The sequence below is a fragment of the Limimaricola cinnabarinus genome, assembly GCF_002723615.1.
Taxonomy (GTDB): domain Bacteria; phylum Pseudomonadota; class Alphaproteobacteria; order Rhodobacterales; family Rhodobacteraceae; genus Limimaricola; species Limimaricola cinnabarinus_B.
In genome coordinates, this window is record NZ_KZ304956.1 from 50,893 (window position 1) to 62,408 (window position 11,516).

Genomic DNA, 11,516 nt, shown 5'->3' on the forward strand with positions numbered 1-11,516 from the left:
GGACGCCTCACATCGAATAGGGAATGACCAGCGACAGCGCCGGGACCGCCATAATGAGGATCAGCACGAGGACGTCCACCGACAGGAAGCGCGCGATGCCCGCAAAGATCCGGTCGATCGGCACCTCGCGCCCGACCACGCCCGCGATGACGAAGACGTTGAGGCCGACGGGGGGCGTGATCAGGCCGATCTCCAGAAGCTTGATGACCACCACGCCGAACCAGATCAGGTCGAAGCCATAGGTCTCGATCAGCGGGATCATCAGCGGCAGGGTCAGCACCATGATGCCGATCGGGTCGAGGAACATGCCCAGCGCGAGATAGATCGCCGCGATCGCCGCCATCAGCACGATGGGCGACAGTTCGGCCGCGGTCACCGCCTCGACGATGTCGGGCGCCACGCCGGTCAGCGCGATGAAGGCCACGAAGATCTTGGCCCCCGCCGCGATCAGGAAGATGGAGGTGGTCTGGATCGCCGTCTCGCGCAAGCTCTCCCAGATGCCGCGCAAGGTCAGCTTGCGTTGCAGAAGGCCGATCAGAGCGGCTGCGGAGACGCAGACGGCGGCGGCTTCGGTGGCGGTGAAGATGCCGCCATAGATGCCGCCGACGATGATCACGAAGAGGAGCACGGCGGGCCAGGCTTCGAGCGCGGCGCGGCCGCGGTCGGCCATGGAGATGGTGCCGGTGAAGGCGGGCGCGACATCGGGGTCGCGCTTCACCCAGATCAGGATGACGAGCAAAAAGCCCAAGAGCGAGATCAGCCCCGGCAGGATGCCGGCGAGAAAGAGCTGGCTGATCGAGGTCTCGGTGAAGATGCCGTAGATGATGAACAGCACCGAGGGCGGGATGAGCGAGCCCAGCGTGCCGCCCGCCGCGACGCTGGCGGTGGCGAGGCGCTTGTCATAGCCGACCGAGAGCATTTCGGGCGTGCAGATCCGGCCCATGGTCGAGGCGCAGGCGATCGACGAGCCGGTGATCGCCGAGAAGCCGCCGCAGCCCACCACCGAGGCCATGGCGACGCCGCCCGGCACGCGCGCCAGCCAGACGCGGGCGGCGTGGTAGATCTTGGTGGTGATGTCGGCGCGGTAGGCGATATGGCCCAGCGCCACGAAGAGCGGGATCATCGACAGGTCGTAGCTGTGGATGAGATCGAAGCTGTTGGAGAAGACCAGCGAGGTGGTCGGGCGGATCGCCCGCTCGGGCGCGAAGGCGCCGGTGCGGAAGGCGAAGATGACGAAGGTGCCGATGGTCGCGATCGCGGCGAGCGCGAAGGCGATCGGCACGCGCAGCGCCAGAAGCCCGAGCACCGCGGCGAAGGCCACGAGGCCGATGAGAGTGCCGTCCATGGTCTCAGACCTCTTCGTGCGGGTTGTGCTTGGAGGGATCGGTGAGGATGCGGCCGCCCGAGCGGATGGTGCGGATGTCACCCACCATCTGCAACGCCAGGCGCAGCCAGCAGAAGCTCACCCCGAAGAGAAAGATCACCCGGCCCGGCCATTTCGGCAAGGAGAGCTGGCCGAAGAAGTAGCTGCCGCTCTCGATGGTGTGCACGGCCTCCTTCCAGCCCGCCCAGATCAGCGGCGCCAGCGCCAGGAGCCCCACGAAGGAGCCCAGCACCACCAGCCAGTCCTGGGTGCGCGCGGGCAGCCGCTCGGAGAGCACCTCGACCACGATGTTGCCGCGCGCGGCGGCGGTGGCGGCGAGCGGCAGCACGATCGCGGCCACCATCAGCTCGCCCACCATGTTGATCGTGTCGGGAATGCCCGAGTTCAGCGTCGCGCGCAGAACCACGCTGGTGGTGATCAGAAGCCCTAGCCCGATGATCGCCGCGGCGGCGAGGTTGAGCAGGAAACTCTCGATACGGGTCAGCATCGCCCCTCCCGGCCGGGGGCGCGCCCCCGTCGTCTCGTTTCAGATCTTGTCGTGATGCGAGGGGGGACGGCGCGGGTTGCGCGCGCCGTCCCGCCCCCCGTGGCGCGGTTCTTCAGCCGCGCTCCCAGGGGTAGCCCTCGTCGTCGCGGATGCCCTGATACTTCTCGATCAGGCCGCGATACTCGTCGAGCAGCGCCGCGCCGTCGAGGCCGGCGGCATCGGCTTGCGCCTTCCACTCTTCGAGATAGGTGTTGCCCTTCTCCACGAGCTTGGCGCGCTCCTCGTCGGGCAGCTCGATGATCTCGACGCCCGCCTCGCGCATCTTCTCGAGCGCGGCCTCGTTGTCGGCGCTCACCAGCCGGCCGAACTCGTCCGACAGCCCCTTGCCCGCTTCCATCAACGCCTGCTGCTGGTCTTCGGGCAGCGAGTCGTAGGCGTCCTTGTTCATGAAGATGCCCAGCGCGCCGACCTGGCCCCAGTTCAGCATGGTGTAGCTGTCCATGACCTCCTGCTGGTTGAGCGCGCCCACGGCGTAGGAATAGCCCTGAGAGCAGTCGAGCAGGCCGGAATCGAGGCCCTGATAGGCGTCGTAGATCGACATGTTGACGAGGTTCGCGCCGAAATCGGCGAAGGTCTTGCCATAGGCGCCGACGCCGCGGACCTTGAGCCCGTCGATATCCTCGACCGTGCGGATCGCCGTGCCCTTGCAGCCGATATGCACCGCCGAGGTGGTGTAGGTCCCCAGATAGACGAGGTTCTGGTCGGCGAGGTTGGCCTTGATCGCCTCGGAGCTGCGCATCAGCTCGTCGGTGGCCTTCATGCCGACCCAGGGGTCGGGGTTCTGCACCGGCAGGTCGGCGATGCCGTAGGCGACCATCTCCTGCGGGAAATAGACGCCGATGATGGTTCCGGCATCGGCCACGCCGTCGGCCACGGCCTGCGCCGCGGCGTTGGCCTTGAACAGCGCACCGCCCCACTGGATGTCGAAGTTCAGCTCGCCATCGGTGCGGGTCTTCACGTCGTCGACGAACCAGTTGAGCGCCTCGGCGCGGGCGCCGCGGTTGGGCCCGGCCTCGCCGAAGAACAGCGTGGTTTCGGCATGGGCGATGGAGCCGAGCGTGGCACCGGCGAGAATCGTCGAGGCGAGCGCCGCCTTCAGAAATCGCGTCATTTCAGTCTCCTCCCTGAAGTTTCGCATAGCGGAATTGTATTCTACTAGCTGAAACCTATGGCAGCGCCCCTCCCCTTGGCAACCCGTCGCGTACGCCGCGCTGCGGCATCCTTGCCGGTCAGTCGAGAAGATCGACGATCCCGGCCCGCGCCTCGCCCTCGCCCAGATGCAGCAAGGCCCATGTTATCGGCAGCTTGAAGCGTCTCGGCCCGGCGGCGCCGGGGTTGAGATAGAGCACGCTCCCGATCCGCTCGATCAGGGGTTTGTGCGAATGTCCGCTGATCACCACGTCGATCCCGCGCGCTGCGGGGTCGAAATCGAGCGTCTTGCGGTCGTGGCGCATGTGAATCCATGCACCCCCCAGCTCGATCTCGACCGTCTCGGGGAATCGCCCGGCCCATGGCGCGGTGTCGACATTGCCCCTTATCGCCGTCACCGGGGCGATCCGCTCCAGCGCGGGCACGATCTCCTCGCGCCCGATATCGCCGCCATGCAGGATGTGGTCCGCCCCGGCCAGCGCGGCGCAGGCCTCGGGCCGCAAGAGCCCATGCGTGTCGGAGATGACGCCGATGCGCATCAGCCCACGGCCCGGCGCAGCTCGGGCGCGACGCGCGTGCCCAGAAGCTCGATCGCCTTCATCAGCTGCGCGTGGTCATAGACCCCGATCGCCATCTGGATCAGCATCCGGTCGAAGCCGAACAGCTCGTGCATCTTCAGGATCTTGTCGACCAGCTCCGCCGGGCTGCCGACGAATTGCGCGCCATCCGGCCCGCGCGCCGCGTCGAACTGCGCGCGATCGGTCGGCCCCCAGCCGCGCTCGCGCCCGATCCGGTTCATCACCTCGGCCTGCGCGGGGTAGATGATGTCGGCGGCCTGCTGGCTCGTCTCGGCGACGAAACCATGCACGTTGAGCGAGGTCTTGAGCGCATCGGCGTCATGCCCCGCCTGCGCCGCGCTCTTGCGATAGAGGTCGAAGAGCGGCGCGAAGCGCGCGGGCTGCCCGCCGATGATGGCGAGCGCCATGGGCAGGCCCAGCGCGCCTGCCCGCGCTACCGATTGCGGCGAGCCGCCGACCGCGCGCCAGATCGGCAGCGTCTCCTGCACCGGGCGCGGATAGACGCCGCGGCCGGGAATGGCATGGGTATGGGTGCTGCCCGGCCAGCGGATCGCCTCGCCCTCGTTCAGCGCCATCAGAAGCTGGAGCTTTTCCTCGAACAGGTCCTCGTAATCCTCGAGGTCGTGGCCGAAGAGCGGAAAGCTCTCGATGAAGGAGCCGCGCCCGGCGATGATCTCGGCCCGCCCATCGGTCAGGTTGTCGAGCGTGGCGAATTGTTGGAACACGCGGATCGGATCGTCCGAGGACAGCACCGTCACCGCGCTCGAAAGCTTGATGCGCGAGGTCCGCCCGGCAGCGGCGGCCAGCGCCACGGCGGGGGCCGAGACGGCGTAGTCGGGGCGGTGATGTTCGCCCAGCCCGAACACGTCGAGCCCGACCTCGTCGGCCAGCGCGATCTCCTCGATGAGCTGGCGCAGCCGCAAGGCGGGATCGACCGCCGCGCCGCTGACCGGATCGGTGCCCACGTCGCCGAATGTATAAAGGCCCAGTTCCATGATGTTCTTCCCCCAAGCTGCGGTGCCATGCAGCTAGCGGCGCGCCCGCGCCGGTCCAACAGCCATGGCCGCGCAAACCCTGTGCGCCATCCGCGCCGGCGTGGAACTTCGTTGCACCATTCCGGCGTTTCGATCACATCTGGGTCAGACACCGGGGATGCGCGGCGCTTGTTTACCTATGACACCTTTTTCCTGACCCTCCTGGGCATCGGGCTTGCGCTTCTCGCCACGGTGATGCTGCTGCAGCAAAGGCGCACGCCGCAATCGGCGGCGGCCTGGATCCTCGCGATCATCCTGCTGCCATGGGCCGCGATCCCGCTGTTCTTCGCGCTCGGCTTTCGCAAGCAGAGCGACCGCCACCCGACGATCCGCTTTTCCACGCCCCCCGGCGACGCGCCCGCCGATCCCGCGCTCGGGCCCGCGGAGGCGTTTCGCGCCTACGGCGTTCCGGCGGCGAGCCGGGGCAATCTCATCGAGCTGCACCGCGACGCGCGCCATGCCCGCGAGGCGATGCGCGAGATGGTCGAGAGCGCGCGCCACGAGCTCGACATCACCTTCTACCTCATCCATGACGACGCGGTGGGGCGCGATTTCGTCGATCTGCTGACCGCGCGGGTCGCGGCGGGCGTGCAGGTGCGGCTGATCATCGACCGGCTGGGGGGCTTTTGGTGCCCGCGCGCGGCGCTGGAGCGGTTCGAGGCGGCGGGCGGCGAGCTGCGCTGGCACCAGCCCTTTCTCAACTGGCCGCTTAAGGGCCACATGAACCTGCGCAACCATCGCAAGATGATTATCGCCGACCGCGCCCGCGCCTGGACCGGCGGGCGCAATGTCGGCTGCGAATACATGGGTTTTCCGCCGCATATGCGCCACGAGAAGGGCCACCCCGAGCTGTGGCGCGACCTCTCCTTCACGCTGCAGGGCCCCGCGGTCGAGGTGCTGTGGGACCTGTTCCGCGCCGATTGGGGCACCGCCGAGGGCGAGACCGAGCCGCTGCCCGAGCTGCATGTCGAGGCGCGGCCCGGCGCGGCCACGGTGCAGGTCGTCCCGTCGGGGCCCGACACCCATCTCGACCCGCTGCACGACGTGCTGGTGCAGATGATCCACGCCGCCACGCGCCGGGTCTGGATCGCCACGCCCTACTATCTGCCGACCGAGCCCCTGAACGCGGCGCTGTGCACCGCGGCGCGGCGCGGGGTCGATGTCCGGGTGATGGTCCCCGCCCGCTCCAACCAGCGCATCGCCGATTTCGCACGCGGCGCCTATCTGCGCGCGCTCGACGAGGCGGGCGGTCGGGTGTTGCAGCTGCCGCGCCAGATGAACCATGCCAAGATGGGGGTGATCGACGACGCCGCCTGGGCCGGCTCGGCCAATTTCGACGTGCGCTCCATGCTCCTGAATTTCGAGGTGGCGGTCTTCGTCTACGACGCGCCCTCGGTGGCGCTTCTGGCCGACTGGTTCGCCGCCGAGACCGCGCTGTGCCGCGAGGGCGTGCGCCGCCCCCGGCTGGGCCGCCGCCTGGCCGAGGGGGTGTTTCGCCTCGGCGCGCCGATGCTGTGAGCCCGTATCCGTGAGCCCGACCCTGTGAGCCCGAGTCTGTGAGGACGACATGACCGATCCCCATCTTCGCCCCGGACGGCTGCGGCTGGTGAGCTACAACATCCGCAAGGCGCTCGGCACCGACCGGCGGCGCAACCCGGGCCGGATCTGCAACGTGATCGCCGCGATGGAGCCCGACATCGTCGTGCTGCAGGAGGCGGATCTGCGGCTCGGCGCGCGGCCCACGGCGCTGCCGCTGACCGAGCTTGCGCATCTCGAAGGCCTGCAGGTCGTCGATTTCGGCCAATCGGCCAAGAGCCTCGGCTGGCACGGCAACGCGATGCTGGTGCGCGAGGGGATCGGCATCGGCGCGCTGCACCGGATGGTGCTGCCGGGCTTCGAGCCGCGCGGCGCGATCTTCGCCGATCTCGACACGCCCACCGGGCCGCTGCGGGTGGGCGGGCTGCATCTGGGGCTGTTGCGCGGCTCGCGGCGGTTGCAGCTGAGCCATATCGTCGACGAGCTCGACCGTCTGCCGCCGCGCCCCACGGTGATGGGCGGCGATCTCAACGAATGGTCCGAACGGGTCGGTCTCGGGCGGCTGGCCAAGCGCTTCGAGATCCACGCGCCGGGGCGCAGCTATCACGCCCGCCGCCCCGTCGCCGCATTGGACCGGATCGCCACCGGGCCGGGGCTGGTGATCGAGGAAAGCGGCGTCTGGCACGCGCAGCCCGCCCCGGCGGCGAGCGATCACCTGCCGATCTGGGCCGACCTGCACCACGACTGAGGCCTCAGACGATCAGCTCCGAAAGCGGGCGGCGGGCGCGGGCTTCGGGCCGCGCGCCGATCGGGCCGAGCCGGATCACCTGCATCAGCCGCCGGTCATCCCCCAGCCCGACGCGCTGCGAGATCTCCGTCCGCGCCTGCGCATCGGCGGTCAGCACCCCCATGGGCCAGGCGGCGAGCCCCAGCTTCGAGGCCTCCAGCAGCAGCCGCAGATAGGGCCGCCCCGCGGCGACGGGGCTGTCGCTCGCCGGGCGGTGGAACAGCGCCACAACGGCGCTGCTGCGGGTCTGCGCGGATTCGCCGGCCAGCCGCTCGATCAGCCCCAGCATCTCGGCCGGGCGCCAGAGCGGCCCCAGCACCAGCCGCGCCTCGGCCGCCGCGCGCGGGCTCAGCCCGAGCATGGCCCGGTCGAGCCCGTCATGGCGCTTGCGCGGATGGCGCGGGCTCAGCCTGAGCCACGAGACCAGCTCGCGCCGGGCATCGGCGCGGCGCAGATGCCGCAGCGTGGCCTTGTCGTGCAGCTCGGCGAGCCAGTCGCGCCGGGTCCCGTCGGTGACGAGGATCGCGTCCCGGCGCGACCAGCCATAAAGATCCACGGGCCCCGGCTCGTAGGGGCCGCGATGGCTGAAGCGCAGCGGGAGCTGTCTGGCCAGCGGGTCGGGGTCGGTCCCGGCCTCCAGCGTGATCCGCGCGGCCAGCCGCAGGCCGGGCAGCGTCTCGCGGTCGTCCTGCGCCCACAGATCGGTAAAGCCCGTGCCCATGCGCCGGGCCGAGAGCGCGAGGATGGTCGCCTCGGCGGCGGCCCCGCAAGCGAGCCCCGCGGCGATGCCATGCGGGTCCGAGACCGGCAGCGTCGCCGCCGGATCGCAGCCGATCAGGATCGTGTCGCCCTTGAGCCGCCAGCGCGCGGGCTGGGTGTTGAGCGCGGAGGGCGCGCTGCGCGCCTCCTCGACGATCTGTCGAAACTGTTCGGTCTGCATCATGGCTCCTCGGGTCGCGGCGCGCCGCCGCGCCAGACCCTAGCGGCCCTTGCCGTGACGGCAAGACGTTCCGCTGCGGCTTTGGCCGGGGGCCGGGCCCGAAGATAAGGAACGCAAGGCAGGCCATTGATTTGGAAGCAAAAGAAAAACCGGCCGTTCCCGCGAAAGGGACGGCCGGTGGAAGGCATCGCAGGGCCGGTGTGGCTCAGGCCGGCTCGCGCTTGGGGTTCTTGCCCATGATGATCATCGACAGGATGTCATCCTCGGTCACGTCCTCGACCCGCTCGGTGCCCACCAGCTGGCCGTTCTTCATCACCGAGACCCGGTCGCACAGATCCATCATCTCGCGCGTGTCGTGGGAAATGAGGAAGATGCCGAGCCCCTGCGCCTTCAGCTCCTTGATCAGATCCGCCACCATCGCCGTCTCATGCACGCCGAGCGCGGCTGTGGGCTCATCCATGATCAGGATGCGGGCATTGAAGTACACCGCCCGGGCGATGGCGACCGACTGCCTCTGCCCGCCCGACAGCGCCGAGACCGGCTCGGAGAGCTTGCGGAAATTGGGGTTGAGCCGCGCCATGATCTTGCGCGTCTCGGCCTCCTGACGCGCGTCGTCGACGAAGCCCGCCCTCGTGGTGATCTCGCGGCCGAGAAACAGGTTCGAGGCGGCGTCGAGATTGTCGGCCAGCGCGAGGGTCTGGTAGATTGTCTCGATGTTGTAGCGCCGCGCGTCGCGGGGCGAGTTGATCGTGGCCTTCTCGCCATTGATGCGGATCTCGCCCGAATCCGCCTTGTAGGCGCCCGAGAGGATCTTGATCAGCGTCGACTTGCCCGCACCGTTATGGCCCAGAAGACCCACGACCTCGCCCGGGTAGAGATCGAGCGACACGCCGTCGACCGCCTGCACCCCGCCGAAGGCGATGCGGATGTCCTTGAGTTCCACTAATGGCTTCGCGCCGGAGGCGCGCGGATCAACGGTGCCAGAGGCGCGCGGGTCCGCCTTCGCGGTTTCGGTCATGGTCATCTCACTTCCCTCCGACGCGGCGGCGATAGATGATGTCGATCAGCACGGCGGCCACGAGCACGGTCCCGACGACGATGTTCTGCAAGGGCGCATCCACCCCGACCATCGCCATGCCCGATTGCAGCGACTGCATGATCAGCGCGCCGAGGATCGCGCCGTAGATCGTGCCGATCCCGCCCGAAAGCGCGGTGCCGCCGATCACCGCCGCGGCGATGACGCGCAGCTCGTCGAGCGTGCCGATGTCGTTGGAGTGGTTGGTCAGCCGGGCCGAGGCGACCACCGCCGAGATCGCCACGAGGATGCCCATGATCGAGAAGACCTTGACCGTCAGCAGCCGGGTGTTGATGCCCGACAATTCGGCGGCGTCGGGGTTGCCGCCGGTGGCGAAGATGTAGCGCCCCAGCCGCGTCTTGCGGGCGATCACGGTCATCACCACCGCCACCGCGATCAGCAGCAGCACCGAATAGGGAATGCCGTAGGCGGCGCTATAGCCCTCGGGCATCTCCGCGCCGCGCGCCGCGAAATCGCGCGCCAGCACCCGGCTCGGGATCTCGTAAGCGTTCAGAACCGCCACGAAGCCGAGGATCGCGGCGACGATGATGCCGATGACCACCGCCTCGGCCCAGACCGGCTTGACCGGAAAGCCATGGCCGATCTTGTTGCGCCGCGCCGAGACCAGCGCCAGCACCGCGATACCGGCGGCGACGAGGCCGAAGATCCAGCTCCACTGCGCGCCCAGCGTGCCGTTGATGCCGCCGAAGGCCTGAAAGGTCTCGTCGAGCGGGCCGATGGTCTGGCCCGAGGTGATGTACCAGCCGACATTGCGCCAGATCAGCAACCCGCCCAGCGTCACGATGAAGGCGGGAATGGTGAGATAGCCCACCAGCCAGCCCTGGAACGCGCCGATCACCGCACCGGTGACGAGGCCCGCGAGGATCGCCAGCCACGGCAGCGCGGCATGGCCCAGCGGCAGGCCGAGCGTGTCGGGCAGCCAGCGGGTCTGCATCATCGCCATGACGGCAGAGGCGGTCGCCAGCAGTGCGCCCACGGAAAGGTCGATGTGGCGGGTGACGATGATGAACACCATGCCGGTCGCCATGATCGCCACCGAGACCGTCTGGATCGACAGGTTGAAGATGTTGCGCGGGGTGAGAAAGCGGCCATCGGTCAGCAGGTTGAACACGACGCAGACGGCGATGAAGGCGCCGACCATGCCCAGAAGGCGCAGGTCGAGCTCCAGCTGGTTGAGGAATGAGCGCGCGGGCGCCTTGTCCGCCGGCCGGCCCTCCGGGGGGGCGGCGTTGGGGACGCTGTCGGTATTGGACATTTCGGGGGTGCTCCTGAACGGAGAGGTTTGGCGCGGGGGAGCGCGCGATATCGGGCGTGAGCCCCCGGCCCGGTCCGCCGGGCCGGGGGCGTCAGGCGTCAGTTGCAGGCGGCGACGTCGCCCGAGACGCCCTGGCAGAGCGTTTCCTGGTCGATCCAGCCGGCATCGACCACCGCGTCGAGATTCTCGATCGTCACCGGGACCGGATCGAGGAACTTCGCGGTGAGCGTGGTGCCCGCGGGCGAGGTCCATTCCTCCGCGCCCTCGATCGCGCTCATCTCGGTGCCCGAGGCCAGCTCGATCGCGATCTCGCCCGCCTCGCGGCCCAGCTCGCGGCTGTCCTTCCAGACGCTCACGGTCTGGGTGCCCTGCGCCACGCGGTTGAGCGCGGCGTGATCGGCGTCCTGGCCCGAGACCGGGATGCCGTCCATGCCCTGCGCGGTGAGCGCCGCCACCGCGCCGCCCGCCGTGCCGTCATTCGAGGCGACGACCGCGTCGACCTGGTTGTCCTGCGCGGTCAGGATCTGCTCCATGTTGCGCTGGGCGTTGGCGGGCAGCCAGCCATCGGTATAGGCCTCGCCGACGATGGTGATCCGGCCTTCGTCGATCGCCTCCTGCAGCACCTCCTGCTGGCCGCCGCGCAGGAAGTCGGCATTGGGATCGGTGGGCGAGCCCTTGATCATCACGTAGTTGCCCTCGGGTGCGGCCTCGAGCACGGCGCGGGCCTGCATCCGGCCCACCTCGACATTGTCGAAGGTGAGATAGAAGGCACGGTCGTCCTCGATCAGACGGTCATAGGCGATGACCGGGATGCCCTCGTTGAAGGCGGCGTCCACGGCCGGGCCGATGGCCTGCGTGTCCTGCGCGAGGATGATCAGCGCATCGACACCCTGCGCGATCAGGCTCTCGACATCCGAAAGCTGCTTGGAGGAGGACGATTGCGCGTCCGCCGAGACATATTCCGCGCCGGCCTCTTCGAGCGCCGCCTTGATCGCGGCCTCGTCGGTCTTCCAGCGCTCCTCCTGGAAGTTGGACCAGCTGACGCCGACGGTCAGCCCCTCGTCCTGGGCGAAGGCGGTCGTGCTGAAGCCTGCCGTCAGGGCGACGGCGGCCAGAATTGCGTTGCGCATGTATTTCCTCCCTAACATGGCTCCCGTCCCACCGGGATGCCGGCCCCATGAGAAGCCGGTTGCCCGGCACAATGCCACAA

At 68.9% G+C, this 11,516-nt stretch carries 11 protein-coding genes; 2 read left to right on the forward strand and 9 right to left on the reverse strand.

Going from position 1 to position 11,516, the window contains the following annotated elements:
- Nucleotides 1-7 precede the first annotated feature (7 nt).
- From CJ301_RS08200 to CJ301_RS08220, 5 genes are all read right to left on the reverse strand, one after another.
- Nucleotides 8-1,345 (reverse strand): TRAP transporter large permease, encoded by a 1,338-nt coding sequence (locus CJ301_RS08200; RefSeq protein WP_099276199.1) that lies wholly within the window; start codon nucleotides 1,343-1,345, stop codon nucleotides 8-10.
- 4 nt (nucleotides 1,346-1,349) lie between these two features.
- A complete protein-coding gene (locus CJ301_RS08205; protein ID WP_099276201.1) occupies nucleotides 1,350-1,871 on the reverse strand; it encodes a TRAP transporter small permease in 522 nt (173 codons plus the stop codon).
- Between the two features lie 112 nt (nucleotides 1,872-1,983).
- On the reverse strand, nucleotides 1,984-3,042 hold the full coding sequence (locus CJ301_RS08210; protein ID WP_099276203.1) for a C4-dicarboxylate TRAP transporter substrate-binding protein: 1,059 nt from the start codon (nucleotides 3,040-3,042) through the stop codon (nucleotides 1,984-1,986).
- A gap of 118 nt (nucleotides 3,043-3,160) precedes the next feature.
- Nucleotides 3,161-3,619 carry a metallophosphoesterase family protein gene (locus CJ301_RS08215; protein ID WP_099276205.1) on the reverse strand — a complete coding sequence of 153 codons (459 nt, stop codon included), beginning with the start codon at nucleotides 3,617-3,619 and terminating at the stop codon, nucleotides 3,161-3,163.
- Complete coding sequence (locus tag CJ301_RS08220; RefSeq protein WP_099276207.1) at nucleotides 3,619-4,653, reverse strand: LLM class flavin-dependent oxidoreductase; 1,035 nt, start codon at nucleotides 4,651-4,653, stop codon at nucleotides 3,619-3,621. The genes CJ301_RS08215 and CJ301_RS08220 overlap by 1 nt, the downstream gene beginning before the upstream one ends.
- Before the next feature lie 168 nt (nucleotides 4,654-4,821).
- Here CJ301_RS08220 and CJ301_RS08225 point away from each other — a divergent pair, with 168 nt between their 5' ends.
- Together CJ301_RS08225 and CJ301_RS08230 are read left to right on the forward strand one after the other, a co-directional pair.
- Complete coding sequence (locus CJ301_RS08225; RefSeq protein WP_254050105.1) at nucleotides 4,822-6,210, forward strand: phospholipase D-like domain-containing protein; 1,389 nt, start codon at nucleotides 4,822-4,824, stop codon at nucleotides 6,208-6,210.
- A 49-nt stretch (nucleotides 6,211-6,259) separates the two neighbouring features.
- Nucleotides 6,260-6,976 carry an endonuclease/exonuclease/phosphatase family protein gene (locus CJ301_RS08230; protein ID WP_099276209.1) on the forward strand — a complete coding sequence of 239 codons (717 nt, stop codon included), beginning with the start codon at nucleotides 6,260-6,262 and terminating at the stop codon, nucleotides 6,974-6,976.
- Nucleotides 6,977-6,980: 4 nt separating this feature from the next.
- On the opposite strand, the gene CJ301_RS08235 is transcribed toward CJ301_RS08230, so the two are convergent.
- The 4 genes from CJ301_RS08235 to xylF form a co-directional block, all read right to left on the reverse strand.
- A complete protein-coding gene (locus CJ301_RS08235; protein ID WP_099276211.1) occupies nucleotides 6,981-7,955 on the reverse strand; it encodes a hypothetical protein in 975 nt (324 codons plus the stop codon).
- 205 nt (nucleotides 7,956-8,160) lie between these two features.
- Complete coding sequence (locus CJ301_RS08240; protein WP_254050106.1) at nucleotides 8,161-8,979, reverse strand: ATP-binding cassette domain-containing protein; 819 nt, start codon at nucleotides 8,977-8,979, stop codon at nucleotides 8,161-8,163.
- 1 nt (nucleotide 8,980) lies between these two features.
- A complete protein-coding gene (locus CJ301_RS08245) occupies nucleotides 8,981-10,306 on the reverse strand; it encodes a sugar ABC transporter permease (RefSeq protein WP_099276213.1) in 1,326 nt (441 codons plus the stop codon).
- 98 nt (nucleotides 10,307-10,404) lie between these two features.
- The gene (gene xylF, locus CJ301_RS08250; RefSeq protein WP_099276215.1) at nucleotides 10,405-11,436 is read right to left on the reverse strand and encodes a D-xylose ABC transporter substrate-binding protein; all 1,032 of its coding nucleotides are present in this window, start codon (nucleotides 11,434-11,436) and stop codon (nucleotides 10,405-10,407) included.
- Between the last annotated feature and the right edge of the window lie 80 nt (nucleotides 11,437-11,516).

What these genes read in the sequence shown, in the direction of transcription:
- CJ301_RS08200 (WP_099276199.1), bottom strand. Translation starts at nt 1,345, where the DNA reads ATGGACGGCACTCTCATCGGCCTCGTGGCCTTCGCCGCGGTGCTCGGG.
- CJ301_RS08205 (WP_099276201.1), bottom strand. Translation starts at nt 1,871, where the DNA reads ATGCTGACCCGTATCGAGAGTTTCCTGCTCAACCTCGCCGCCGCGGCG.
- CJ301_RS08210 (WP_099276203.1), bottom strand. Translation starts at nt 3,042, where the DNA reads ATGACGCGATTTCTGAAGGCGGCGCTCGCCTCGACGATTCTCGCCGGT.
- CJ301_RS08215 (WP_099276205.1), bottom strand. Translation starts at nt 3,619, where the DNA reads ATGCGCATCGGCGTCATCTCCGACACGCATGGGCTCTTGCGGCCCGAG.
- CJ301_RS08220 (WP_099276207.1), bottom strand. Translation starts at nt 4,653, where the DNA reads ATGGAACTGGGCCTTTATACATTCGGCGACGTGGGCACCGATCCGGTC.
- CJ301_RS08230 (WP_099276209.1), top strand. Translation starts at nt 6,260, where the DNA reads ATGACCGATCCCCATCTTCGCCCCGGACGGCTGCGGCTGGTGAGCTAC.
- CJ301_RS08235 (WP_099276211.1), bottom strand. Translation starts at nt 7,955, where the DNA reads ATGCAGACCGAACAGTTTCGACAGATCGTCGAGGAGGCGCGCAGCGCG.
- CJ301_RS08240 (WP_254050106.1), bottom strand. Translation starts at nt 8,979, where the DNA reads ATGACCATGACCGAAACCGCGAAGGCGGACCCGCGCGCCTCTGGCACC.
- CJ301_RS08245 (WP_099276213.1), bottom strand. Translation starts at nt 10,306, where the DNA reads ATGTCCAATACCGACAGCGTCCCCAACGCCGCCCCCCCGGAGGGCCGG.
- xylF (WP_099276215.1), bottom strand. Translation starts at nt 11,436, where the DNA reads ATGCGCAACGCAATTCTGGCCGCCGTCGCCCTGACGGCAGGCTTCAGC.